The sequence below is a fragment of the Providencia sp. PROV205 genome (assembly GCF_028479505.1).
GTDB classification, from domain to species: domain Bacteria; phylum Pseudomonadota; class Gammaproteobacteria; order Enterobacterales; family Enterobacteriaceae; genus Providencia; species Providencia huaxiensis.
In genome coordinates this window covers 25552-50937 of record NZ_JAMPNU010000001.1, presented here as the reverse complement: position 1 = coordinate 50937, position 25386 = coordinate 25552, and the positions used below count along the sequence as shown (strand labels likewise).

Below are 25386 nucleotides of genomic sequence, written 5' to 3'. Positions count from 1 at the left end.
TATTTATTAACCTTTTTTCGTGTAAAGTTTTATTCATCAATTTGAAATAATCTATTTTTATTTCTAGTTTATGCTTTAAATAAAAATTAATTATCTCTATCGCACTTATTGTCAAAAACGATTAGTATCGAAGATCCACAATTAATTAACGGTTAATAAAGTTTATCGAATAGACCTATTAAATTAATCGTTTATTACATTATGACAAATTAGTTTGGTTATTTTATATTTATTGACAGATGAGGTTACTAAACAAATTCATATTTAAGAGAGGATGAATCATGAGCACAGCTAAATTATTTAAAGCATCTTCAAATGAACTTTTATATACACGTAATGATATGGAAGACAGCGTAAAATTGGAAACCATTGGAATTCTTAATGTTATGGTTGTCCACTTTACCGATCTCTCTCTAATGACTAAACAAGCCCACTGGAATATGCGTGGTCGCAATTTTATCGCTGTACATGAAATGCTAGATGGCTTTAGAACCACGTTAGTTGAACATTTAGATGAATTCGCAGAGCGCGCGGTTCAATTGGGTGGGGTTGCTATTGGTACAACCCAAGAAGTTAACCGCTTCACCTCGTTAGAAGCTTACCCAATTAATATCCATAGCGTACAAGACCACTTGAAAGCGTTAGCCGACCGCTATGCTATTGTCGCGAATGATATCCGCAAAGCCATTGATGAAGTGGAAGACGAAGACACTGCGGATATGTTTACTGCGGCTTCCCGCGATATGGATAAATTCCTCTGGTTCTTAGAAGCAAATATTGAGTAATGTCGTAAATAGAGTCAATTAAAATTGACCAATGGCCACTGAAAAGTGGCCATTTTATTTGCGAGTAAATAACTATAAATCAAACTGTTATTTAAATATCTAAAAATAAAATGAGTTAATTTAATTATTTACTGTTTTTTAGGTATTTCGGGTTGTTCTATCGGAAATACTGGTAATGCATTTAATAGCCTTTTACCATAATTTTTAGTCAGCAAACGTTTATCATAAATAATAATTTCACCATAACATTCATGACTACGAATTAGCCTGCCCGCTTGCTGTATCAAATTAAATGAAGCGCTCGGTAAACTTTGTACTTCAAATGGGTATCTCTTCAATGATTTCAACCAATCCCCTTCTGTGATAATCACTGGGTTTGTTACTGGTGGAAACGCAATTTTATGAATATGGACCTGAGTTAAGTATTCCCCTTTGAGGTCTAACCCCTCAGCAAACGATTGTAAGCCAATTAAGGCACTAGCTTGCCCTTGGTTAATTCTTTCGCAATGTGTTTCAACTAACCGGTAGCGAGGTTGATCTCCTTGGACCAAAAGCTGCAAGCGCAAACCTTTTACGTGTTCGAGAAAGCCTTCCATCGCTCTTTGGCTACTAAATAAAACCAATACTCCACGATGAGTATTTTGAGTAAATTGCTCACGGAAAAATACCGCCATTTCTGCTAAGTGTTCAGCTTCATTATTGATAGTTGGCTCATATTCCATTTTAGGAATAATAATTTTACCCTGCTCAACATGGTTAAAAGGGGAAGACAATGTCACAAAGCGGTCATCACTTTTTTCGGATAGCCCTGTGAGCTCCATAAAACGTGAATAACTGTTCAACGACCTCAGTGTTGCCGAGGTAATGACAATATGAGGCACATTGCGCCATAACAAATGTTGTAACTGCTCACTTACTCGGATCCCCGCACAATGCATAAAGAAACGAGATTGGTTTTTCTCATAACGCCGACTTAACCATTTTGACACAGGAGCTCCTGAACTTTGCTCTAATGCCGCCAGCCGCCATAGCTTCGACATATTTTCAAAGTACCCCATAGCCCTGCTAGTCACAATAATGGAACGATGTAAGCGAACGATATCTTGTTTCGCAGTTTGTTCCGTTAAATCATTTAAGATAGCTTCAGCCAGCCCTTGTAACGCATCAGTCTGCTTGAACAACACCTGACAGCTTAATTGCATTGCTTCAGGTAACACACCTAGTGGAAATAAATATTCAGTTTCTTTTGATGTTTCTGGTAATAATGCATTCGCTAATAATGAGAAATCGCGAAATGTTTCCCGTAATTTTTCTGCATGTTGCTGTAACCGTTCAGGATTAGCAAGCTTTGGTGGCTTCACTGGACGAAATTGGCTCATATATTGCCCAACATGCTGAATAAAGCTATCAAGCTGTGCCGTTAATTGAACTAACGTAATTTCGCCTTCAACTTCAAGGGCATCCCTCGCAACGTCTGGGACATGGTGGCCTTCATCAAGCACTAATAATAAGTTTTTCGGGTCCGGCAAAACCGACTCACTCTCCATTGCGGCCATAACCAATGCATGATTAGCGACCACCACATCGGCATCTTCGATTTCCCGCCTAGCAATAAAAAATGGACACCGCTGATAAAATTGGCAATTACGACCCAAACAATTCATTTTATCAGTGCTAACTTTACGCCATAAACTATCACTAAATGCACGTTTGTGGTGATCCCTTAACCCATCCCATGCAAAGCTCTGAAAATCATGCCGCAGCTGCTGACAAATTGCCCGTTCTTCACTATTCGCAATTTCTGTTTTATCTTCCACCAATAACATTAAATCAATTTGTTCGCCTTCTGCTGCGCAGATAGCTTCTAAATTACGAGGACAAACATAACGAGCACGCCCGAATGCACCCGTATATTTTAGATCAGGAATAATTTTGCTTAATAACGGTAAATCTTTGCTATAAATTTGGTCTTGTAGCGCCACATTTGCCGTACTGACTACTAAGGTTTTTCCTTCTTCCCTGCCAACTGCAATTCCCGGTATTAAATAAGATAGCGTTTTCCCCACCCCTGTAGGTGCCTCTATGACCAAATGGCGACCATCATCATCCGCTAGGTTTTTTGCGACTTGCGCGATCATCTCCCGCTGTGGGGCTCGGGAAACAAACCCGTCAATTTGTACGGACAACCCTTTATACCACTGAGTTATTTGTTCTTTAGTTTTATTTGACAGGGACATAAATTATGCAGGTGACCAAAGTTAAGATGAAAGATAACGAAACCGACAACAATACGAAATAGGAAAAAAATTTTTTTGCCAACCGCTTCGCAAAACTACTGTATTAATACCCATTATACATAAAAATTGGGAAGCTTTTTGCAAAACGCCCATTATGCAACAGAAAAAATAGCTTTTAACTTGTTTGCAACACTCATCTGGTTATACTCTGAGTTCTTATACTATTTTGAATTTTTATCACTAGGCAGGCTATAAAAAATGAAAAAGGTTGTTATCGCACTTTGCGCATTATGTGCTTTTGGTTCTGTTGGCGGTATTGTTTTAGCGGGTATGAACATTTATACACGTTCAACAACTCCCCTTGAACAAGGGCAGCCACAATCCCCTTCAGCACTGCCAGCACCCAATCAAATTCAATAATTTTAAAATAATTTATCAGCCCAGGATGGAGATAGCTTATGTACAACGATTATTTCGTCACCCCACAATGGTTAAATTCACATCTATTTGATGACAACATCGTTGTACTCGATGCATCCTCTCCACCACCGACTGCACCTTATGATTGCCGCCAGCAATATTTAGAAGAACACATTCCTAACGCTCAGTTCTTTCATCAAGACGAAATTGCAGACAAAAGCTGTGATTTACCCCATATGCTGCCAAGTGCCGATATTTTTAGCCAAGCCGTTAGTGCCATGGGCATTGGCAATGACACCCACGTTATTATTTATTCGCAGAATAATTTATTTTCATCCCCAAGAGCATGGTGGACTTTTACCACAATGGGCTGCAAAAACGTTAAAATTTTAGCTGGTGGTATCGATGCTTGGAAAACTGCTGGGTTTGATGTTCAGTCCGGGGAAGTCACTCCACCAGCTGCGAAACAGTTCCATGCAACACGCAAAGACAGTAATGCACTGAATCAAGAGCAAATGCTTGATATTGTGAATCAAGGCAAAATTCAAATTATTGATGCTCGTGCAGAGCCACGCTTTCTTGCCCAAGCGCCGGAACCTCGTCCAGGGTTGCGTATGGGTCATATTCCTGGGAGCAAAAACGTCCCATGGGATCTTCTCGTTGAAAAGGGTGAATTCAAATCACCAGAGCAACTTAAAGCTATCTTTACTAAACAAGGTGTGGATATCCATGCACCTTCTGTGACGACCTGTGGTTCAGGAATGACCGCTGCGGTGGTATTAATGGCATTAACATTATTAGGTAACCAAAACGTACGTTTGTATGATGGTTCATGGGCCCAATGGGGGCAAGATAACGGCCTGCCAATTGAGTCGTAGCCTCCCCACCGCCATAAAAATATAAGCCACTTAATATTCAAGTGGCTTATAGAATAAAGATTTATCAAGTAGAGAAAATAGCTATTTGGCAAATATCCCAGCTAAGAACAGCACGACTATCGCTCCGATAACCGCGACAACAAAGCTACCAAAGTTGAAGCCATCAACTTTTCCTTTACCAAAGAAAGTGCTGATGTAACCACCCACAACAGCACCAACAATCCCCAACACGGTGGTCATAATGAACCCCATGTGGTAAGTACCCGGCATCAGCCACTTAGCTAAAACACCAGCAATTAGACCAAAAATAATCCAAGCTATTACACCCATCTTACGCCTCCCAGACTAGGTAATTTCACGACATACATCAAAATATTCTCAGACAACAGTATGAGCTTTAAATAAATTAAATCGCTCTCCTACCAATTAAGTAAAGACCCTATGAGTTAATTTCGCAACTATAAAATTTTGCTAATTAACATTATTCATAACTAATTACTCACAATTTCAGTTATCACTTGCGCAATCTGTTGGGCATTTTTTAACGATCTAACCTGAGAAAACAGTTCATCTGCCTGATGGTATTCTTTACGTAAATAACCTAGCCACTGCTTGATTCGAGCAGCATGGTAATGGCCTGTATCTCCTTGTTTTTCAAGCTCCGTATACTTTAATAACAACCTGCCAACCTGCTCCCAAGGCATTTTAGATTCATTAAATTTAACCACCCGGCTAAGGTTTGGGGTGTTTAGTGCTCCACGACCAATCATCACGGCATCACAACCTGTGATTTCAAGGCAGCGCTGTGCGCTCGCATAATCCCAAATTTCACCATTAGCAATCACTGGGATCGATAATTTACGGCGGATCTCTCCAATAGCAGACCAATTAATACTCTCTGCTTTATAACCGTCTTCTTTCGTTCTACCGTGAACAGTGAGCTCTGTGGCCCCTGCCTGTTGAACCGCATCTGCAATTTCATAAGCAAATTCAGAGCTATCCCACCCTAAACGGACCTTAACCGAAATAGGTAATTCTTTTGGAACCGCTTCTCGCATTGATTTAGCAGCTCGATAAATTAAATCAGGTTGTTTCAATAATGTCGCACCACCGCCATGGCCATTGACTGTTTTTGATGGACACCCGCAATTTAAATCAACCCCCCAAGATCCTAACTCGACCGCTCGGTTTGCATTTTCTGCTAACCACTGAGGATGCTGCCCTAGCAACTGTACACGGACAAGTGTCCCTGAAAGGGTACGACTTTCATGCTTTAGCTCAGGGCATAAACGGTAAAATGTTTTTGCGGGTAAAAGGGTATCAACCACACGAACAAACTCTGTTATGCATAGGTCATAGTCATTAACTTCACTTAATAAACAACGAACTAGAGGATCTAAAACCCCTTCCATAGGAGCTAATAAAACGCGCATAAGTGACTCACAAAAAACGTAATAATTCCTGCTTATCATACCGTTTATTTAATTGATAAGCAGGAAAAATTCTAAGACAGGAGTGGCCAGAGACTGGCTTGAAATGTTTTTTCAAATAGCTCTAGTCAATGCTATTAACATTAAAAAGAGCTACAAGATTACGGGAGGTTAACTATCACTACGCCCTTGTTTGACTTTTTTCTGTGCGTTTTTCCATGGGGAACCCGCCCCCTTTCCTGAACTCGGCTTTGACGATGGTGCATTGCTACGACGTGGTGCTTTACTTTGATTCCTATCACCTGAACCGCCTGAACGACGTTCATTCCGTTGTGGTGTTTTTTGAATAGGCTCCGCTTTGATGGATGGGTCGGGCTCATAGCCTTCAATCGCCATCAATGGAATCGATTTTTTCAATAATCTCTCGATATCCTTGAGTAACTTAGCCTCATCAATACAGACTAAGGAAACAGCCATTCCAGTTGATTCTGCACGGCCTGTACGGCCAATACGGTGAACATAATCTTCTGCAACATTAGGTAGCTCAAAATTCACCACATAAGGAAGCTGTTCAATATCAAGACCACGAGCTGCGATATCCGTTGCCACTAAAACACGAATATCTCCAGATTTAAAGTCAGCTAATGCACGTGTACGCGCCCCTTGGCTCTTGTTGCCATGAATAGCCGCAGCTTTAACGCCATCTTTATTTAAATGCTCAGCAAGACGGTTTGCGCCATGTTTTGTACGTGTAAAGACGAGGACTTGTTGCCAATTTTCACGGCCAATCATAAACGAAAGCAGCTCTGCTTTTCTTTTTTTATCAACCAGATGCACATACTGGGTAATTTGCTCCGAAGCTGAGTTTCGTGGAGCAACTTCAATAGTCACTGGATTATTGAGTAATTTATTCGCCAGTTGTTTGATTTCGTCAGAAAACGTTGCTGAGAATAATAAGTTTTGGCGCTTTTTAGGTAACTTATTAATCACCCTACGAATATCATGAATGAACCCCATATCTAACATACGGTCAGCTTCATCAAGTACGAAAACTTCGACTTGAGAAAGATCTACCGCATTTTGGTGCGCTAAATCTAATAAGCGCCCCGGAGTTGCAATTAAGACATCAACCCCGCCACGTAACTTCATCATTTGTGGGTTAATGCTTACCCCACCAAAGACCACAAAAGAACGAATACGTAAATGACGGCTATATTCTTTTACATTTTCAGCTACTTGTGCTGCAAGCTCCCTTGTTGGCGTCAAAATTAACGCACGAATAGGCTTGCGATCCTTCCCTGCTCGAGGAGTTGTAATAAGCTTTTGTAAAATTGGCAATGTAAAACCAGCCGTTTTACCTGTACCTGTTTGAGCGCTAGCTAAAAGATCATTTCCTGCAAGCACGGCTGGGATAGCTTGTTGTTGAATAGGCGTAGGGCTTTCATAACCTAATTCATTAATGGCAAGCAAAATTTCCTCGTTTAACGCGAGGTCTGAAAAAGTAGTCAAATTAATTACTCCGGGCTTCACCGCTTCAAATTGAATGTGGCAGTTATGGGGAAGTGAGTCAGAAGAAAAGCGCAAACTGCCGTGCGACACTGTGTAAAATTCTAACATCATTTGCTGATGATAAATATATTAATTTAGTTTGGTTAATAAATTAATATAAAATCTCATTCGTATAGTATATATACTTACATGGTACTATGAGATGTCGTTTTTTGATTTTTATAAAAATGAAAAGCCACCAAGAGCTAATTAGATATTATTTAATTCTGAATTTTTAAAGGAATGGTTATGAATACAAATTCATCGTCAACATTGCGAGGAGAAAATGCGAAAATGCAATTGCTTCTCACTGCTGCTGATGTATATGGAGAACAAGGGCTTGATGGCGCTACCACACGCAAAATCGCACAGGCATCAGGGCAAAACATTGCCGCAATTTCTTATTATTTTGGCTCAAAAGAAGGACTTTACTTAGCTGTTGCTCAGCTTATCACACAAACAATCCGGGACGATTTCCATGATGTCTTTCAAGAAATTGACAACTTTCTAAATCAACCTTTATCAGTTCAAGTCACTGATGATGCGCTTGGTTTACTACAAAAAACAGTCATTGCCTATAATCACTTTCAGTTGGAAAAGAAAAATTTAAGTTTTTCTCGCATATTAGCACGTGAACAACTCAACCCAACCGAAGCCTATACAATCATCCACGAACAGGCTTTAGGCCCAATACATTCGCGTCTAAACCGTTTGATTGCCATTTACATTGGTGCTGATCCCAATCATTTAACAACGCTAATTCACACTCACGCTATCCTTGGCGAAACGCTGTCATTTCGTATTGCTAGAGAGACGTTATTACGTCAAACCGGTTGGAAGCATATTAATGAAAATGAATTTAAAATTATTAATCAAGTTCTTATTGAGCATACAAATATATTATTAGCAGGCTTACGCCATCGCAAACAATATGAAAAGTGATATGATAAAAATATTAAAGTGATTTATTCACATTGATAATAACTAGAGGCTGATGATTTTATTGTAATTTATGCCACATTTTTCCACTAAAAACAGCGGCCTCTAACAACAAATTTGTTTTCATATCGTGGATTCTTTAAGTAAGGTTAGCTATGAGCAATAAAAACCGTTCTGTTGTTGTTTTCATTATTCTCATATTAATCGGCGCTGCAATTGGCGGTTATTACTACTATCAATCACAGCAAGACAAGATATTAACACTCTACGGCAATGTTGATGTCCGCACGGTAAATCTCGGTTTTCGTGTCCCGGGCAAGCTTGCATCCCTAAGCGTTGATGAAGGTGCAAAAATTATTGCAGGCCAGCAGCTTGGTCAACTGGATGACGCTCCCTACATTAACGCGTTAAATAAAGCCAAAGGGGTGCGCGACAGCGCCAAAGCCCAACTCGCTTTGAAAGAAAGTGGTTACCGCACCCAAGAAATCGCACAAGTTGAAGCGGAGTTGGCTCAAAAACAAGCAGCTTGGCAATATGCCGATAACTTTTATAAACGTCAGCAAGGGCTTGCAGCATCTCGCGTTATTTCAGCTAATGATTTAGACAACGCGAAAAACAACCGAAACCAAGCATTTGCCGCTCTTCAAGCAGCACAAGACAAGCTGAATCAATACCAAAGTGGCTTTCGCCAAGAAGAAATAGCCGCTGCACGAGGTGAATGGTTACAAGCTGAAGCGGCTGTTGCCCAAGCTGAACTCGACTTGAAAGACACCATTTTAACTGCACCTTCATCTGGGACTATTTTAACCCGAGCAATAGAACCGGGCACAATCATCAGTGCAGGTAATACCGTATTTAGCGTCACATTAACAAACCCCGTTTGGGTTCGAGCCTATGTTAGCGAACCACACCTCGGAGATGCCATCCCTGGTAGAGAGGTCTTGCTGTATACCGATAGCCGCCCGAATCAGCCTTATCATGGTTCCATCGGGTTTGTTTCCCCTACCGCTGAGTTTACGCCTAAAAGCGTACAAACCCCTGATTTAAGAACCGATTTAGTCTATCGACTGCGTATCGTTGTCAATGATGCTGACGATGCTTTACGCCAAGGAATGCCTGTGACTATTCAGTTTGCTGATAATAAACAGTAAGAGTTTGCTATGAGTGATGATTACAGTATTCGCCTATCCAACGTCGAGAAAACTTTTGCTGGCTTAGGTGCACCTGCCGTTGAAAGCTTAACAATCGATATTCATGGGGGCTCTGTAACTGGCCTTGTCGGCCCTGATGGTGCAGGAAAAACAACCTTAATGCGCATGATTGCAGGGCTATTAAAACCAGATGCTGGGAAAATTAGCGTGATGGGGCTCGACCCCATCGACGACAGCATTGCTATGCGAGCAGACCTAGGCTATATGCCCCAAAAATTTGGTTTATATGAAGACCTGACCGTACAGGAAAATTTAAATTTGTACGCAGATTTGCGTGGAGTACTCGGCGAAGAGCGGCAAAAAACCTATCAGCAGCTGCTTTCTTTCACTAGCTTAGCTCCTTTTACCAGTAGGCTGGCGGGTAAATTATCGGGCGGAATGAAGCAAAAACTCGGGTTAGCCTGTACATTATTAGGAAAACCCAAGGTTCTTTTACTCGACGAACCCGGTGTTGGTGTTGACCCTATCGCTCGGCGGGAACTATGGCAAATGGTTCATACCCTTGCCGATGATGGAATGCTGATCCTTTGGAGTACTTCCTATTTAGATGAAGCACAACAATGTAAAAATGTACTGCTATTAAATAAAGGCAAACAGCTTTATGCAGGCAAACCTGAATTATTGACTGAAAAAATGGCGGGACGCTCCTTTTTACTCGATGTACCTGCCACACAAAAACGTACAGTATTGCAAAATGCACTCGTATTACCAGAAACCACCGATGGCGTGATCCAAGGCCGCTATATTCGCTTAATTTTGAAGCCGAATGCATCCCAAACGAATTTATTAAACGCATTAAATATGGCAGATGGGAAGCTCATTGAAGCGCAGCCTCGTTTCGAGGATGCATTTATTGATTTATTAGGTGGAGGCCCATCTCATCGTTCGGAATTAGCCGCTATCGTACCGCAAATTCCGCCTGATCCTGAAGAAACCGTCATAGAAGCGCGTAATTTAACCAAAAAATTTGGCCAATTTGCCGCAACTGATCGCGTAAATTTCCAAGTGAAACGCGGGGAAATTTTTGGTTTATTGGGGCCAAATGGTGCAGGGAAATCAACGACCTTTAAAATGATGTGTGCGTTAATGAAACCCACAAGTGGGCAAGCACTCGTTCTTGGAATGGATTTAAAAACGAGTTCAAACAAAGTCAGGCAACAACTTGGCTATATGGCACAAAAGTTCTCGCTGTACGGCAACCTGAAAGTGGGACAAAACCTGAAATTCTTTTCAGGTGTTTATGGGGTACACCATCAGCAACAAGCCAAAAAAATCCACGAAATGGTTGAGGCTTTTAATTTCAAACCGATTATCAATCAGGTTACTGAATCCCTCCCTCTGGGTTATAAACAACGTTTAGCCCTCGCCTGCTCATTGATGCATGAGCCTGATATCTTATTTTTAGATGAGCCAACCTCAGGCGTTGACCCACTCACTCGTCGGGAATTTTGGCTACATATCAATGGAATGGTAGATAAAGGCGTCACCGTAATGGTCACGACTCACTTTATGGATGAGGCAGAATATTGTGACCGTATAGGGCTGGTTTACCATGGAAAAATTATTGCAGCTGGCACGCCTGACGAGCTCAAGCAGCAAGTGACGACTACCGATAATCCCGACCCATCGATGGAAGATGCATTTATTGGCTTGATTATGGATTATGATAAGCAACAGGAGGCAAAATGACGCATTCCGCTTCTCATTTTTCGTGGCGTAGGCTTAAAGCACTATGCTGGAAAGAAAGTAAACAAATTACTCGTGACCCCAGCAGTGCCCTTATCGCTGTACTTATCCCATTGATGTTATTATTTATTTTTGGTTACGGTATCAATTTAGACTCAAGTAAATTACGTGTCGGTATTTTACTTGAGCAACAAAGTTCGCAAGCACGTGAATTGGTTGATACCTTCACGGGCTCACCATTTATTGATGCCACCATTAGTAATAACCGCCATTTATTAATCGATAAAATGCAAGCAGGAGAAATTCGTGGCATTATCGTCATTCCTGTCAATTTTTCAGCCCAATTGCTGAAAAATCAAGGCCATGCTGCAATTCAAGTCATTACTGATGGTAGCGAACCGAATACTGCTAACTTTGTGCAAGCTTATACTCAAGGCGTGTGGCAAACGTGGCTGGTGCAACAGGGGGAAAATAAAGGCTACCCAACAGAACCCTTAATTGAGCTCAATATGCGCTATTGGTTTAATGAAGCTGCAATTAGTCAGCATTTTATTATTCCAGGAGCAATTAGTATCATTATTACCGTAGTTGGTGCCATTTTGACCTCTTTAGTTATCGCAAGAGAATGGGAACGTGGCACGATGGAAGCATTGCTTTCAACCCAAATTACTAAAACTGAATTATTGCTTTCAAAATTATTGCCTTATCAAGTTCTTGGGTCTTTTGTGATGGTGTTATGCATGCTTGTCACCACATTTATCTTAGGGGTGCCTTATCGTGGTTCTTTATTCGTATTATTTGTCATTACCAGCCTTTATTTAGCAACCGCACTGGGGATGGGGTTATTGATTTCAACAATTACTCGCAACCAATTTAACGCAGCGATGGTCGCTCTGAATGCCGCCTTCTTACCGGCAATTATGCTCTCTGGGTTTATTTTTGAAATTGATAGCATGCCTGCAATCATTCAGGCTGTAACTTATTTTATCCCTGCCCGTTACTTTGTCAGCAGCCTACAAACGCTATTCCTTGCGGGTGATATCTATATTGTTTTATTGATAGATTTCCTGCTACTAATCGCTTCTGCAATACTATTTATTGGACTGACGGCGCTAAAAACTCGCCGTCGTTTGGATTGAGGTGAAGTTATGTTTTATCGCCTATACACCTTAATTATGAAAGAGCTTCAATCATTACTTCAAGAACCACAAACACGGGTTATTTTGATTTTACCCGTGATATTTCAGATGATTTTATTTCCCCTAGCAGCCACGCTTGAAGTGACTAACACAACTATTGCTATTTTTGACCAAGACAATGGTGAACATTCTATCGAGCTGACTCAACGTCTCGCCAAAGCCAGTGCGTTTTCTCAGGTTTTATTATTGAAGAATGAACACGAAATTCGTGAAACGCTTGATAACCGCAAAGCGCTGCTGGTTGTCCGTTTTGGGCAAAACTTTAGTGCCGATGTTGCAAGTCGCCATAGCGCTAACATGCTGTTACTCCTTGATGGGCGTAATTCAAATAGCGCGCAAATTGCAGCAAACTATGTTGCACAAATTGTCACTCAATACCAACATGAGCTAACGCAAGCACAGGCTCTGCCAAACAACAGTGAATTAATTGTTCGCAATTGGTACAACCCAAATTTAGATTATAAGTGGTTTATTGTGCCCTCATTGGTAGCGTTGATAACCACAATTGGAGTGTTGATTGTGACATCTCTTTCTATCGCGAGGGAAAGGGAGCAAGGTACCCTTGACCAATTGCTAGTATCCCCCCTGACTACTTGGCAAATATTTATTGGTAAGGCGGTGCCTGCATTGATAGTAGCGACAGCACAAGCAAGTTTGGTCCTAGTTATTGGGATCTTTTGCTATCAAATTCCTTTTGCTGGCTCCCTGCTCCTCTTTTATGCCACCATGTTATTTTACGGGTTGTCATTGGTAGGGTTCGGTTTACTCATTTCAGCACTGTGTTCAACTCAGCAACAAGCATTCATTGGGGTATTTGTATTTATGATGCCAGCGGTGCTGTTATCGGGATACATTTCCCCAGTCGAGAACATGCCAATTTGGCTGCAACAAATCACGTGGATTAACCCTATTCGCCATTTCACTGAAATCACCAAACAGATATACCTAAAAAATGCTGATTTTTCAGTTATCTTTCACAGCTTATGGCCGCTATTTATCATTGCGATAATCACCAGCTCAGTGGCTTATTATTTATTTAGGAAGAAAATAGCGTGATCATAAAGAAATCACATTACGCTTTGGAAGCACAATTTAAAGCATTGGAACTACCATTAACGCTTTGAATAACAAGCAAGCTAATAATATCCAAATCATATTTTACGATAGTATTTAGATCAAAAAACCCTTGTTACCGAAGTAACAAGGGTTTTCAATTTTAACGACGTCTATCCCCTCATTTCATCGCATTATGAGGAGAGTCTCTGAATTTAGCGACGGTCACCGAAGATACGCAGTAACATTAAGAACAGGTTAATGAAGTCTAAATACAGAGACAGTGCACCCATAATAGAGTACTTACGCATTGTTTCCCTGTCGTCTTCATCAATTTGTGAACCCATTTCTTTCAGTTTTTGAGTGTCATAAGCGGTTAAAGCAGCAAACAGTAAAACACCACCGTAGGTGATCACCCAATACATCATGGTGCTTTGCAGCCAGATGTTAACCAAAGAAGCGACAACAATACCGATCAGCGCCATAAACAGGAAGTTACCCATACCTGTTAAGCTACGTTTAGTGGTATAGCCGTAGAAGCTTAATGCACCAAACATCACTGCGGTAATAACAAATGTGCCCGCAACGGACTCACCAGTATACGCGGCAAGAATAACTGAAATTGTTAAGCCTGTGAGCAATGAATAGAGCATAAACATGCCCGTTGCTGCCATGCCACTAATTTTTTGTAGCAGAAATGAAATGCCCATCACTAAACCAAGTTCAGCAATAATCATTCCGAAAAAGAGGATTTTATTGGTTGCAATGGTGTAGTACAAACCACTGCTAACTGAATACCATGCCACAAAAGCTGTCAGCAGTAGACCGACTGTCATCCAGCCGTATACTTGCGACATAAATGCCTGAACGCCAGTATTGGCACCCTGGACAAGAGAATCATTACGTTGATCAAACTGACCCATGATGGTTACCCTTTCGCTAAAAGAAAAATCGACCCAGTAAAAATACTGCAATCGGAGAAATTAACCAAAGTCTAACACATTCTTTTGACAATACCATTCAGCAAATTCGTATTTTTTAGCGGAAAAAATGCGATTACCAGCGGTTTGCAGACGCTTCGTCAGTTTCTTTCGCTTCCACCCAACGTTCATTTTCAGGTAAGGTTTCTTTTTTCCAAAATGGGGCTTTGGTCTTTAAGTAATCCATAATAAATTCAGCGGCTTGAAATGCAGCGTTACGGTGGGCGCTCGTGACCCCAACAAAAACAATTTCTTCACCTGGTTGTAAGGTACCAATGCGGTGGATCACACTAACTCGCTGCAATGGCCAACGTTCTTTTGCTTCTACAACTATATTTGCTAACGCTTTTTCGGTCATTCCTGGGTAGTGCTCGAGCGTTAATGCCGCCACACTATCACCTAAATTATGATTACGTACTTTCCCTGTGAAAGTCACAACAGCGCCATCACTATCACACTGTGCAAGCCATTGATATTGTTCACCAATACTAAAATTTTCTGTTTGTACTGCAATATGAGTGTTTTCCATATTACCCCCCAGTGACTGGTGGGAAAAAGGCCACTTCATCCCCTTCTGAGAGTGGGTGGTCTAGTGAAACAAATGATTGATTAACAGCGGCAAGTAATTTGCCATCTTCAAGTGCCAACGCCCAGCGATCGCCTTTTTGTGAAAGGGCTTGGCGTAAGTCTTCCACTTTTTGGTAAGTCTCTGTAAGTTCTAAGCGATCCGTTCCAACTAGCTCACGGACTTGAGCAAAAAATAATACTGTGATCATTATTCCACCTTAAAATGTCCAGACTTACCGCCTGTCTTTTCTAACAAACGAACAGGGCCAATCACCATATCTTTTTGCACTGCCTTGCACATGTCATAAATCGTCAAAGCAGCAACAGATGCAGCAGTTAACGCTTCCATTTCTACCCCTGTTTTCCCTGTTAACCGGCAACAAGTTTCAATACGGACACGGTTATGTTCAGGTTCCGCTTTCAGGGTTACCTCAACTTTAGTTAACAATAGTGGGTGACATAATGGGATAAGCTGCCAGGTATTTTTTGCCGCTTGAATACCCGCAATACGCGCTGTAGCGAACACATCCCCTTTATGATGGCTACCATCAACAATCATCATTAAGGTTGCTGGGTTCATAGTGACATAAGCTTCTGCGCGAGCTTCACGGACAGTTTCAGCTTTGGCTGAAACATCAACCATATGCGCCTCGCCCGACGCATTAAGGTGAGTCAGTTGGGACATATTTTCTCCTGAAATCAAAAAAGGATTAACCGCCAATTACGGATAAATTTGGTGTAATTCCGCTATCACCCATATGCAGAAAATGGGTTTCTCGTTTATGGTGTAAACCTCGCTGAATACGGGCTTTCAACGCTTCGTTTTGGTCATCTGCGCCCAATAAATCACGAAGCGGAATGCCATTTTCACCAAATAAACATAAATGCAGATTTCCTAATGAGGAAACGCGTAAACGGTTACAACTTTGGCAAAAATCTTTTTCGTACGGCATGATAAGCCCGATTTCGCCTTGGTAATCTGGATGACTAAAGACTTGCGCTGGCCCATCACTACGAGAACGAGGAAGCATATACCAGCCTTCTTCGATTAAACGTTCGCGAATAGTTTCACCTGAAATATGAAAACGTTGGAAGATATCACTACCATCACCGGTTTCCATGAGTTCAATAAAACGTAATTGAATTGGACGGTGTTTGATCCAATTTAGGAATGACTTCAACGCAATGTCATTGACATTTTTCATGAGCACGGCATTAACTTTTACTTTTTCGAAGCCTGCTTCAAAAGCAGCATCAATGCCTTTCATCACCTGAAAGAATTTGTCTTGCCCTGTGATAGCCGCAAATTGGCGTGGATCTAAGCTGTCAACGCTCACATTAATCGCGTTCAACCCTGCGGCTTTCCATTCTTGCACGTCTCGCGCCATACGATAGCCGTTAGTTGTCACGGCTATTTTTTTGATTGATTCATTTTCATTGATGGCAGCAATAATATCACTGAAATCCTTGCGCATAGTCGGCTCACCGCCCGTAATACGCACTTTTTCTGTGCCTAATTCTGCGAATGCCGTGCTAATACGACGAATTTCATCGAGTGTTAAGAATTCATGACGACCGCTTGGCTTGTAGCCATCGGGTAGGCAGTATGTGCAACGAAAGTTGCAAACATCTGTTATAGAAAGCCGAAGATAGTAAAATTTCCGGTCAAATTGATCGACAAGTTGCTGCATAATCACACCTTTCCAAGTACGGGAGATGCAGACATTTCTATCTTGCACCCTGGTGGCTCTAGGCCACGGCCAGTGCATCATATTCAGTCGTTCAAACTTAGACGCAAAGGCTAGGAGTTTTATTTGGAACCGAGTTACTGATTTTAAACTATAAAATACGCCACTCTGTTCACTTAATTTATGTAAGGATTCTAGCCGATAGAAATTGAAAAAGCGAATTACAATTCGATATATACTATTATATACAACGACTTACGAAAAACATAGTTAGATCACCGAAGCTATTATTATCACTGACAATTTTCTGTTTTAACTCGCTTTAAACCGCATAATTTCATGTTAATTGATTAACATCTCTAACTATTTAATTAAACATTTATTGATATAGATCTAAAATGGGGAGCAAGCTCCCCATCTAATTGTTTACGTTGTAAATAACAGCACTTAACGCTTATCAAAACCGGTATTTCAAATTAAATAATTGGCATATCAATTAAAAATAAATAGTAAGGCACAAAATTTATTAACCAAAACGCCACAGCGTAAAGTATGACGTGTATTTAGAAACGATACTCTATCCCTCCCGACACTGTTCGACCTCGACCTAATGTATTAGCCAAACTTTCCCCATAACTAACCACATACGCTCGATTGGTTAAGTTCTCAACATTTCCACGAATAGTTAAATTGTCGGTTAATGCATAACTTGCATATAAATCAATCAGTGTATATTTAGGCCAATCGGCTAAGTAAGGGGAATTAGAGCCCGTTGAATAGTCTTGAAAACCAGGTGTAAAGCGAATGACCATTCCCCCATCGAGTTTTCTGTCAAACGCTCGCCCACCTAATGTAAAGGAACCGCGATCTCCAGGTAAGTTCGCGGCACTACTGAAAATAGCGCTGCTATCACAATCCACATGGTTATTTGATGCCTCATTTGGCTCAACATACCAGTTACCGGGACCAACATCTTCGCCATACTTCAATACGCCACCTAACCATGCGGGCCGTGAACAGAATTTATTTTTGCCGATCATGTGGGTAAAGGTCAGGTCTGCATACACAAAGCCTGCATCATAATTCAGTTGGTATTCAAACCCTCTAAAACGGGTTGCAACCAAGTTATTGCTGTATGCGGCATTACCAATATTAGGGCTAACCATTCCGGGTTTTTTACGGTCAATCGCTAAATTAATGTAGTTATCTACTCGAGTATCAAAATAGGCGATTTTCGCCACAAATCGGTCCTCTTCGATAAATAATTGCGGATAGTTGATGTTCATTCCCACTTCCCAAGCATTTGAACGCTCAGGTTTTAAATACGGATTCGGGAATTGGGTCGAACTACTGTGAGCACTACCTGTGGTTAACGTTTCTGTAATAGCTGGCGGGCGCCATGACCGCCCATAGCTGGTAAATAATTCCATCCACTCAAGATTAGGACGTACCGCTAAGCGAATGTGGGGTGAAAATGCCCCTTCTGAGTTATCAACATCCCAATTCTCAGTCGTCATAACAACTTTGCAATCACGTAACCTTCTGCCTGTACATGGGTTGTCTTTGGTATAAGGAAGTACGCCATAACGCATACTGGTTTGGCCTTTGAGAGAATAGTAGTCATAACGCACTCCCCCTTCTAATGTTAACCAATCATCGTATTCATAAGCCAAATTAGTAAATAATGAGCTCAATGAACGTTTTCCGTCCGGTGTCACGCCACTAGCTGCTTCACGTGTTGAACTACTACTCGCTTTGTCTTGGAAGGTTTCCAAACCATAATGCGCTTTTAATACATTGTTATGGTTAAATTCAATTTCTGAATGATTTTCAAGCTGTACCCCTACCGTTTTGACTCGAGTATCCATCTGGTAGCCATTATTATAAATTTGGCTCGTGGAATAGGTGTCTGTATTGTCTTTAGTATCAACAAAATACACTTTTCCCTTTAACTCAGTGCTCCATGGGTTATCGCTAAATTGAGTGTAATCAAGAGAATAATTTTTGGCGGTTACATCACTGAAACCGCTACTTTTCCACCCTAACTTGTAGGGCCATGTGCCACCTAAGTTCGTTAATGTTCCTGCATTTGGCGTTGCCACTTTGGTTTCTAAGTAATTAAATTGCAAACGCTGCTCATCACTTATATTCCAACCAGCTTTTGCTAAATAAGAGGTCATTCGGTAATTACTGTCATTAATGCGAGTGTGTTTTAATTGGTGTGCAAGTTCATCGTAATGTCCGGCCCCATTGTTGACTCGTATATTACCAATATTACCGTGAGTTCCCGGTTTATAATCCCCAAGGCGCCGTTCGCTTGCCGCAAACAGTAAATCCGCTTTTTCATTCCCTAATGCCAGCACACTACTACCAATAAAGTGCGTATTATTTGACCCTGTACTCGCATGCAATTTCCCACCAAAGGTTTTATCTTTCGATAAAAAATCAGACGCGTTGACAGTATTGAAAGTCGCCACCCCTCCTAAAGTTCCACCACTCCCCATCCCACTCGTATTGCCCTTCTGTATTTCCACTCCAGAAAGCAGTTCTGAGTCGATATACATAGAACCATTGCGCTGGCCGTGTCCGCTTTTTTGAAAGTTTTGCCGCATGCCATCGATATTCATATTCACGCGACCATAATCCTGTATCCCACGGATATTCACAGATAAAGAAGGGTCTTGCTGGCTAACACTCGAATAGACGCCTGTCGTGAGTTCTAACACATCGGCTATGTGCTTTGGTGGGCGGTCATCAATTTGTTTTTTACTAATCACACTGACGGATGATGGACTGCTATATACCCAATCCCCTTGTTGGAGCTGGCTTGCTGTGACAGTAATATTATCCAATTTGATCACTGAATCACTGGTAGCAGGCGCGATACGCTCAATGGTTATCCGGTTATTTTGCAACTGATATTGCACAGGGTTTGAAGCAATTAATCGACGTAACCCCTCCTGTAGCGTAAAACTCCCCTTCAAGCCTTGAGTTTGTAAACCATTAACTTCTCGGCTCTGAATGATAATTTCTACCTTTGCTTGCTGGGCGAATTGCAGCAAGCTGTTTTCAAGCGAACCCGCAGCAATAGAAAATATGATTTCCTGTTGTGCAGGTGCTACCGCTGAGTTTGCCTGTGCTAGACTAAAAAATGAAAATGCAGGTAACGTAAATAATGCAAGGTGAACACAAAGTGTCGCTTTTTTATAGTGGTGCTTTTTTTGAGTCATTTCCCATCCCTAAAATGATAATGGTAATAAAAATCATAATCACTTAGGTTAAGACGCGAAAATTAGGAAAACCCGTAAATAAATTTTTATAAAATAATTCGGTATCACTTAATATCTATACTACTTATTCATAATCAATAGATTAAAGTAAAAAATGGGATTTCATAAACGGATAAACCGTACGATGACACCAGATGCGTCAGCCCACTATCGAGTGCGTTAATCTGTAATACACCACTAATGTGCCCTACTGGCTCCTCAGCCAATAAAATAATTTGCTTGTCACGGTAACGATTTATTTCAGCAATAACTTCTGGAAATATTTGCTGTTGAAAAATAATTTGCCCTTCGCGCCATACTGTAGAATGCGAATTAACCATGGAAGCCATAGGCGTTATCTCTGATTGATATTGTGTGAAGTTTCCTGCTGGAATAAGCATTTCCTGCCCTGATAATAGCGACACCTTTACGCTGTGTTGATAAACACTGACCACCACTTCGCTATTTTCATTATCAATTGAAAATTCAGTACCAAGCGCCTGAGTTATGCCATTTTTCGCCATAACCTGAAAAGGCCTTGGTTCCGTATCCGTTTTTGGTGCGACGGTGAAGTAAGCGCGTCCCCGTAATAAATTGACTTGCCGGTACTGCGAATTAAACGCTAACTGCAACTGTGCGCCACTGTCGAGATCTACACGGCTACCATCCGGTAAGGTGATATGCTGTATTTCACCGGTTTTCGCATAGTAATCCACTTGCTGTGTATATTGAAAATACCAAATTGACATGGATAACACACTCACTAGCACAGCCGCGGCGATCGATAAACCAACATAGCGAGGGCGTCTCTTTTTTTTCATTCCCTGTTGATTTTCTGCTGTTTGTTGTCGTGGTTTATTCGCCGTTAGTGCCCATAATTGCCGAGCACGGAAGTAAGCTGATGCATGTTGTTCTGACGCATTAAGCCAAGACTGGAACGCTGCATTCTCTTGTGATGTCAACTCGCGATGCGTTGTTTTCACAACCCACATTGCGGCTTTGTTTTCAATTTCAGATGGACTATCAGATGGCTTCATGACTAGTCTCTCCATTTATGAATTAGCATTGCCAATGCACTGGCTAAATGTTTTTCGACTGTACTTAATGAAATATTTAAATGCTGCGCCACTTCCGTTTGGGTTAGTCCTTCTTCTCGATGCAAGCGAAATATCTCCTGAGTCCTGAATGGCAAAGTTTGGATAATTTTTTGAATTTGTTCTAGTTGTTGATCATGAATGACAGTGGCTTCTAGGCCTTTCACCCGCGATGGGATCTCTTCCCACTGTTGGTCACTGATAGCCATTAATCGTTGTTTTTTCTGTAGGCGGAAATGGTCGACCATCAGGTTTTTCGCAATTCGATACAAATAAGCATCAAAATCTTGAATGGCAGGGTTTTTCATCAACTCGGCCAACCGAGCAAAGCTTTCCTGCGTAATATCCATACTTAAACTATGGTCTTTAAGGTAGATGTTCAGATAACGACATAACGACGACGAATGGCGAGCAAACAGGCGCTGTAATTCTGAATCAGACATATTGATCCATAAAATAAACAATGAAAATGAGAATTATTTACATAATATAGATAATAATTTGAAATGAAAACTCTCTCGCGCATTTTTCCGTCTAAGGCCCACATCAATACAGAATCATCTCTTTTATTGTTTTTTGTCACAGTACTTAAGCTAAGAATGATGTTTTATGGTAGATTAATGCCCAATTTATTTTAGTCGCCATAAAACGGGCTTTAGCGTAAAAAACCGCATTCGTAACTCGCTGGTTTACTTGCTTTTATAAGTACTGGAAATTAACTGATATAGGAACACTATGCCGAATTGCAGTCTGGCGGATCTCAGACATGTTGTCGCTCTAGGTGGCGGGCATGGACTTGGTCGCGTGATGTCTTCACTTTCTTCTTTAGGTTCTCGTTTAACGGGTATTGTTACCACAACCGATAATGGAGGCTCGACAGGTCGTATTCGTCGTTCCGAAGGCGGGATCGCTTGGGGAGACATGCGTAACTGTTTAAATCAGCTAATTACTGAGCCGTCTATTGCTTCAGCGATGTTTGAATACCGTTTCAGCGGTAATGGCGAGCTTTCAGGCCATAATTTAGGTAATTTAATGTTAAAATCATTAGACCACCTAAGTGTGCGCCCGCTAGAGGCCATAAATCTTATCCGTAATATGCTAAAAGTTGATGCGCAGTTGATCCCAATGTCGGAATCCCCTGTTGATTTAATGGCTATCGATGAAATGGGCAATGAAGTATACGGTGAGGTGAATGTTGATGCCTTACATGAAATCCCACAAGAGTTACGTTTGTACCCGACCGTCAAGGCGACGAAAGAAGCCTTACAGGCCATTCACCAAGCAGATTTAATTATTATCGGCCCTGGCAGTTTTTTTACCAGTTTAATGCCATTACTGCTTTTGGATGAAATTGCGGCTGCACTGCGCGAATGTAAAGCTCCGATGATTTATATTGGCAATTTAGCGAAAGAAATTAGCTCCCCTGCAGCAAACCTGTCTTTGCCTGACAAACTAAAAATGATGGAACATTATATTGGTTGCCAAAAAATTGATGCGTTAATCCTTGGCCCACGGACACAAACAAGCAATATCAGCCCAGAACGCAAAATAATCCAACGAGTACTCGAAGCAGACGATATCCCATATCGTCATGATAGAAAGCTGTTACTACAAGCCATCGAAGAAACCATCAACTTGTTATAACCCCCCACCTGCCATTCCGCTGCTAAATACTCGCAGCGGAAAACTTTCCCTAAAATTAGCCCTATGTTTCCCGTATTTCCACTAAATCTATTTTCAAAATACTTTGCGTTGTGGGTAGGCGGCAAGTGAAGGCAGCTCGGGGAGCATAGTGACCCGAGTGACTAAACGTAGCCAACACCCCCACAGCGTGAAGTATGAGGAAAATTAGGAATTAGCGATAAACTGAGAGCGTATCTCCTGCAATTCGTCTCGGACTCGCGCAGCCGCTTCAAATTCAAGGTCTTGAGCATGCTTATACATTTGCGCTTCAAGCTGTGAAATCCGTTGCTCCAACTCTTTTGTCGACAGTGATTGAATATCAACCGAATTATTATTTTTACCATTATCTTTCGTACGGCTTTTTCCTTTACCGCCCACTTTGTGGCCAATTTGCAGGATATCACCGATTTTCTTATTCAAACCTTGCGGAACAATGCCATGTTCTTCATTGAACGCCATTTGTTTAGCACGGCGACGCTCTGTTTCTGTGATCGCTTTTTGCATGGAGTTGGTGATCCTGTCTCCATAGAGGATTGCCTTACCATTTAAGTTACGGGCCGCACGCCCTATGGTTTGAATCAGCGAACGTTCCGAACGCAAGAAACCTTCTTTGTCCGCATCTAAAATAGCCACCAGAGATACCTCTGGCATGTCTAAACCTTCTCTTAATAAGTTGATCCCAACTAGTACATCAAACTCGCCAAGTCGCAGGTCACGAATAATTTCCACGCGCTCCACTGTATCGATATCGGAGTGAAGATAACGCACTCGCTCCCCATGCTCTTCAAGATATTCCGTTAAGTCCTCTGCCATGCGCTTTGTTAAGGTGGTCACTAACACACGTTCACTTTTTTGCACACGAATACGAATTTCAGATAGTAAATCATCCACTTGCGTAGAAACTGGGCGAACTTCAATAATCGGATCAAGTAGACCTGTTGGCCTAACAACCTGCTCAATCACTTCATTGCCTGATTTATCGAGCTCATAGTTACCCGGTGTTGCCGACACATAAATAGTTTGCGGCGCTAAAGCCTCGAATTCTTCAAAGCGCATAGGGCGGTTATCTAATGCAGAAGGGAGACGAAAACCGTATTCCACTAAGGTTTCTTTTCTTGAACGGTCCCCTTTGTACATCGCACCTATTTGCGGAATAGTAACGTGAGACTCATCCACCACCAGTAAGCCATCAGCAGGTAAATAATCAAATAATGTCGGTGGTGGCTCGCCAGGAGCACGACCCGATAAGTAGCGTGAATAGTTTTCAATACCTGAACAATAACCGAGCTCATTCATCATTTCTAAGTCAAATTGTGTTCGTTGAGCAATGCGTTGTTCTTCAAGTAATTTATTGTTTTCCAGTAATACTTTTCGCCTGTCTGCCAATTCAACCTTAATCTGTTCCATGGCCTCAAGAATACGTTCTCTTGGTGTGACATAGTGCGTTTTTGGATAAACGGTAAAACGGGGAACACGATGCTGTATTTGCCCTGTCAATGGGTCAAATAATGACAACCGTTCAACTTCGTCATCAAATAGCTCTACACGTAAGGCATATTCGTCTGATTCCGCAGGAAAAATATCGATAACCTCACCACGGACTCGGAAAGTCCCTCGTGTAAAAGCTTGGTCATTACGCGAATATTGCAAGTCCGCTAAACGCCTTAAAATTGAGCGCTGGTCGATGATCATGCCATCGGTGAGGTGCAACATCATTTTTAAGTAGCTATCCGGGTCACCCAAACCGTAAATAGCGGACACAGAAGCCACCACAATCACATCTCGGCGTTCGAGTAAGGCTTTGGTTGCAGATAGACGCATTTGCTCAATGTGTTCGTTTACAGAGGCGTCTTTTTCAATAAAAGTATCTGAGCTTGGAACGTATGCTTCTGGCTGATAATAGTCATAGTAAGAGACGAAATATTCCACCGCGTTATCTGGAAAGAAGGCTTTCATTTCGCTATAAAGCTGTGCAGCTAAGGTTTTATTATGTGCCATTAACATGGTAGGCCGGTTCTCTTGCGCAATAACATTGGCAATTGTGAACGTCTTACCGGACCCTGTTACGCCTAATAGAGTTTGATGAGCAAGTCCATCTTGTAGCCCTTCCCTTAACTTATGGATAGCTTCGGGCTGGTCCCCTCCCGGCTGAAAATCAGAATACAGCTTAAAATCCTTACTCATATTAACGCCCCTTAACTAGTTTCTCCCATTATGATACTGGATAAAAAACCAGCTTCAAGTATTGAAGCTAAATTTTCTGTTATTCTCCGTTCTAATATGTTTATAAAAATGTTATCCCCAAAAAAGTACTTGACCTTTTTGAAACTTTATATTTTATGCTATTGCATTTTTATGCCGTATCTCAAATACAAATTGAAGTCTTGATTTTATTTAACCATTTGTATTTATTATAGATTAATTTAAAGTCCAGAATCACATCAAATAAAGTCAAAGCCGCTTGCCACCTAGCGTAGAACTTGTTTTATAACGTTAATACACAAGGTTATCCACAGAAATGGTGGATAACTCTTGAAGCCCTTTCGGCTCATGGATTCACGAGATCTTGAAGATTTGTTCAATGAAGGCTAAATGACAAAAAGATGGCAGTTTAATGAAAAAATTTTTACGTAGTAACCACGATGAAAAACAGATTTTATCTTTTTTATTAAGATCTGAGTGGTATTTTTACTGAAAAACTTGACAGTATTTAAGTTGA

General features: G+C 41.3%; 22 protein-coding genes and 1 riboswitch. Of the genes, 9 read left to right on the top strand and 13 right to left on the bottom strand.

Features of this window, described 5'->3' with window-relative positions; genetic code table 11:
• Positions 1-281: 281 nt before the first annotated feature.
• On the top strand, positions 282-785 hold the full coding sequence (dps, locus tag PR800_RS00235; RefSeq protein WP_102138378.1) for a DNA starvation/stationary phase protection protein Dps: 504 nt from the start codon (positions 282-284) through the stop codon (positions 783-785).
• A 128-nt stretch (positions 786-913) separates the two neighbouring features.
• On the opposite strand, the gene dinG is transcribed toward dps, so the two are convergent.
• Complete coding sequence (dinG, locus tag PR800_RS00230; protein ID WP_239978864.1) at positions 914-3022, bottom strand: ATP-dependent DNA helicase DinG; 2109 nt, start codon at positions 3020-3022, stop codon at positions 914-916.
• Positions 3023-3280: 258 nt separating this feature from the next.
• On the opposite strand from dinG, the gene PR800_RS00225 reads away from it, so the two are divergent.
• Both PR800_RS00225 and sseA read left to right on the top strand, forming a co-directional pair.
• On the top strand, positions 3281-3442 hold the full coding sequence (locus PR800_RS00225; protein ID WP_004256593.1) for a hypothetical protein: 162 nt from the start codon (positions 3281-3283) through the stop codon (positions 3440-3442).
• A gap of 38 nt (positions 3443-3480) precedes the next feature.
• A complete protein-coding gene (gene sseA / locus PR800_RS00220; RefSeq protein ID WP_239978863.1) occupies positions 3481-4320 on the top strand; it encodes a 3-mercaptopyruvate sulfurtransferase in 840 nt (279 codons plus the stop codon).
• A gap of 81 nt (positions 4321-4401) precedes the next feature.
• On the opposite strand, the gene PR800_RS00215 is transcribed toward sseA, so the two are convergent.
• From PR800_RS00215 to rhlE, 3 genes are all read right to left on the bottom strand, one after another.
• Positions 4402-4650: a GlsB/YeaQ/YmgE family stress response membrane protein gene (locus PR800_RS00215; protein WP_004256598.1), complete on the bottom strand. Its 249-nt coding sequence runs from the start codon at positions 4648-4650 to the stop codon at positions 4402-4404.
• Between the two features lie 161 nt (positions 4651-4811).
• Positions 4812-5753 (bottom strand): tRNA dihydrouridine(16) synthase DusC, encoded by a 942-nt coding sequence (gene dusC / locus PR800_RS00210; protein ID WP_102138375.1) that lies wholly within the window; start codon positions 5751-5753, stop codon positions 4812-4814.
• 168 nt (positions 5754-5921) lie between these two features.
• Positions 5922-7259, bottom strand: coding sequence for an ATP-dependent RNA helicase RhlE (gene rhlE / locus PR800_RS00205; RefSeq protein ID WP_166266396.1), 1338 nt, complete (start codon positions 7257-7259; stop codon positions 5922-5924).
• 282 nt (positions 7260-7541) lie between these two features.
• On the opposite strand from rhlE, the gene cecR reads away from it, so the two are divergent.
• The 5 genes from cecR to PR800_RS00180 all read left to right on the top strand — a co-directional run bounded on the left by cecR (position 7542) and on the right by PR800_RS00180 (position 13389).
• The gene (gene cecR, locus PR800_RS00200; RefSeq protein WP_195698358.1) at positions 7542-8240 is read left to right on the top strand and encodes a transcriptional regulator CecR; all 699 of its coding nucleotides are present in this window, start codon (positions 7542-7544) and stop codon (positions 8238-8240) included.
• A 152-nt stretch (positions 8241-8392) separates the two neighbouring features.
• A complete protein-coding gene (gene hlyD / locus PR800_RS00195) occupies positions 8393-9388 on the top strand; it encodes a secretion protein HlyD (protein WP_166266390.1) in 996 nt (331 codons plus the stop codon).
• A gap of 9 nt (positions 9389-9397) precedes the next feature.
• Entirely contained in the window at positions 9398-11137 is a 1740-nt protein-coding gene (locus tag PR800_RS00190; RefSeq protein ID WP_272529909.1) for an ATP-binding cassette domain-containing protein, read from the top strand.
• Positions 11134-12273 (top strand): ABC transporter permease, encoded by a 1140-nt coding sequence (locus PR800_RS00185; RefSeq protein WP_272529907.1) that lies wholly within the window; start codon positions 11134-11136, stop codon positions 12271-12273. The genes PR800_RS00190 and PR800_RS00185 overlap by 4 nt, the downstream gene beginning before the upstream one ends.
• Before the next feature lie 9 nt (positions 12274-12282).
• On the top strand, positions 12283-13389 hold the full coding sequence (locus PR800_RS00180; protein ID WP_195698355.1) for an ABC transporter permease: 1107 nt from the start codon (positions 12283-12285) through the stop codon (positions 13387-13389).
• Between the two features lie 212 nt (positions 13390-13601).
• On the opposite strand, the gene PR800_RS00175 is transcribed toward PR800_RS00180, so the two are convergent.
• From PR800_RS00175 to PR800_RS00140, 8 genes are all read right to left on the bottom strand, one after another.
• Positions 13602-14309, bottom strand: a complete 708-nt coding sequence (locus tag PR800_RS00175; RefSeq protein WP_004256664.1) for a Bax inhibitor-1/YccA family protein — start codon at positions 14307-14309, stop codon at positions 13602-13604.
• Between the two features lie 133 nt (positions 14310-14442).
• A complete protein-coding gene (gene moaE / locus PR800_RS00170; protein ID WP_272529905.1) occupies positions 14443-14895 on the bottom strand; it encodes a molybdopterin synthase catalytic subunit MoaE in 453 nt (150 codons plus the stop codon).
• Between the two features lies 1 nt (position 14896).
• Entirely contained in the window at positions 14897-15142 is a 246-nt protein-coding gene (gene moaD / locus PR800_RS00165) for a molybdopterin synthase sulfur carrier subunit (RefSeq protein ID WP_102138367.1), read from the bottom strand.
• Positions 15142-15618 carry a cyclic pyranopterin monophosphate synthase MoaC gene (gene moaC / locus PR800_RS00160; protein ID WP_195698354.1) on the bottom strand — a complete coding sequence of 159 codons (477 nt, stop codon included), beginning with the start codon at positions 15616-15618 and terminating at the stop codon, positions 15142-15144. Before moaC ends, moaD begins: the two co-directional genes overlap by 1 nt.
• Positions 15619-15643: 25 nt before the next feature.
• A complete protein-coding gene (moaA, locus tag PR800_RS00155) occupies positions 15644-16624 on the bottom strand; it encodes a GTP 3',8-cyclase MoaA (RefSeq protein ID WP_102138365.1) in 981 nt (326 codons plus the stop codon).
• Positions 16614-16753, bottom strand: a riboswitch (molybdenum cofactor riboswitch). Its footprint overlaps the gene before it by 11 nt.
• Positions 16754-17184: 431 nt before the next feature.
• A complete protein-coding gene (locus PR800_RS00150; RefSeq protein WP_272529903.1) occupies positions 17185-19851 on the bottom strand; it encodes a TonB-dependent hemoglobin/transferrin/lactoferrin family receptor in 2667 nt (888 codons plus the stop codon).
• A gap of 134 nt (positions 19852-19985) precedes the next feature.
• Positions 19986-20927 carry a FecR family protein gene (locus PR800_RS00145; RefSeq protein ID WP_206275904.1) on the bottom strand — a complete coding sequence of 314 codons (942 nt, stop codon included), beginning with the start codon at positions 20925-20927 and terminating at the stop codon, positions 19986-19988.
• A 2-nt stretch (positions 20928-20929) separates the two neighbouring features.
• Entirely contained in the window at positions 20930-21427 is a 498-nt protein-coding gene (locus tag PR800_RS00140; protein ID WP_102138362.1) for an RNA polymerase sigma factor, read from the bottom strand.
• 292 nt (positions 21428-21719) lie between these two features.
• On the opposite strand from PR800_RS00140, the gene PR800_RS00135 reads away from it, so the two are divergent.
• Complete coding sequence (locus PR800_RS00135; RefSeq protein ID WP_004909155.1) at positions 21720-22628, top strand: gluconeogenesis factor YvcK family protein; 909 nt, start codon at positions 21720-21722, stop codon at positions 22626-22628.
• Between the two features lie 204 nt (positions 22629-22832).
• On the opposite strand, the gene uvrB is transcribed toward PR800_RS00135, so the two are convergent.
• Positions 22833-24851 (bottom strand): excinuclease ABC subunit UvrB, encoded by a 2019-nt coding sequence (gene uvrB / locus PR800_RS00130; RefSeq protein WP_102138361.1) that lies wholly within the window; start codon positions 24849-24851, stop codon positions 22833-22835.
• Between the last annotated feature and the right edge of the window lie 535 nt (positions 24852-25386).

Excerpts from the sequence above, each read along its gene's own strand:
- moaD (WP_102138367.1), bottom strand. The coding sequence starts at position 15,142 with ATGATCACAGTATTATTTTTTGCTCAAGTCCGTGAGCTAGTTGGAACG.
- dps (WP_102138378.1), top strand. The coding sequence starts at position 282 with ATGAGCACAGCTAAATTATTTAAAGCATCTTCAAATGAACTTTTATAT.
- PR800_RS00180 (WP_195698355.1), top strand. The coding sequence starts at position 12,283 with ATGTTTTATCGCCTATACACCTTAATTATGAAAGAGCTTCAATCATTA.
- dinG (WP_239978864.1), bottom strand. The coding sequence starts at position 3,022 with ATGTCCCTGTCAAATAAAACTAAAGAACAAATAACTCAGTGGTATAAA.
- hlyD (WP_166266390.1), top strand. The coding sequence starts at position 8,393 with ATGAGCAATAAAAACCGTTCTGTTGTTGTTTTCATTATTCTCATATTA.
- PR800_RS00140 (WP_102138362.1), bottom strand. The coding sequence starts at position 21,427 with ATGTCTGATTCAGAATTACAGCGCCTGTTTGCTCGCCATTCGTCGTCG.
- PR800_RS00150 (WP_272529903.1), bottom strand. The coding sequence starts at position 19,851 with ATGACTCAAAAAAAGCACCACTATAAAAAAGCGACACTTTGTGTTCAC.
- cecR (WP_195698358.1), top strand. The coding sequence starts at position 7,542 with ATGGTTATGAATACAAATTCATCGTCAACATTGCGAGGAGAAAATGCG.
- PR800_RS00215 (WP_004256598.1), bottom strand. The coding sequence starts at position 4,650 with ATGGGTGTAATAGCTTGGATTATTTTTGGTCTAATTGCTGGTGTTTTA.
- uvrB (WP_102138361.1), bottom strand. The coding sequence starts at position 24,851 with ATGAGTAAGGATTTTAAGCTGTATTCTGATTTTCAGCCGGGAGGGGAC.
- moaA (WP_102138365.1), bottom strand. The coding sequence starts at position 16,624 with ATGCAGCAACTTGTCGATCAATTTGACCGGAAATTTTACTATCTTCGG.
- moaE (WP_272529905.1), bottom strand. The coding sequence starts at position 14,895 with ATGGAAAACACTCATATTGCAGTACAAACAGAAAATTTTAGTATTGGT.
- PR800_RS00185 (WP_272529907.1), top strand. The coding sequence starts at position 11,134 with ATGACGCATTCCGCTTCTCATTTTTCGTGGCGTAGGCTTAAAGCACTA.
- PR800_RS00190 (WP_272529909.1), top strand. The coding sequence starts at position 9,398 with ATGAGTGATGATTACAGTATTCGCCTATCCAACGTCGAGAAAACTTTT.
- sseA (WP_239978863.1), top strand. The coding sequence starts at position 3,481 with ATGTACAACGATTATTTCGTCACCCCACAATGGTTAAATTCACATCTA.
- PR800_RS00145 (WP_206275904.1), bottom strand. The coding sequence starts at position 20,927 with ATGAAGCCATCTGATAGTCCATCTGAAATTGAAAACAAAGCCGCAATG.
- dusC (WP_102138375.1), bottom strand. The coding sequence starts at position 5,753 with ATGCGCGTTTTATTAGCTCCTATGGAAGGGGTTTTAGATCCTCTAGTT.
- moaC (WP_195698354.1), bottom strand. The coding sequence starts at position 15,618 with ATGTCCCAACTGACTCACCTTAATGCGTCGGGCGAGGCGCATATGGTT.
- PR800_RS00175 (WP_004256664.1), bottom strand. The coding sequence starts at position 14,309 with ATGGGTCAGTTTGATCAACGTAATGATTCTCTTGTCCAGGGTGCCAAT.
- PR800_RS00135 (WP_004909155.1), top strand. The coding sequence starts at position 21,720 with ATGCCGAATTGCAGTCTGGCGGATCTCAGACATGTTGTCGCTCTAGGT.
- PR800_RS00225 (WP_004256593.1), top strand. The coding sequence starts at position 3,281 with ATGAAAAAGGTTGTTATCGCACTTTGCGCATTATGTGCTTTTGGTTCT.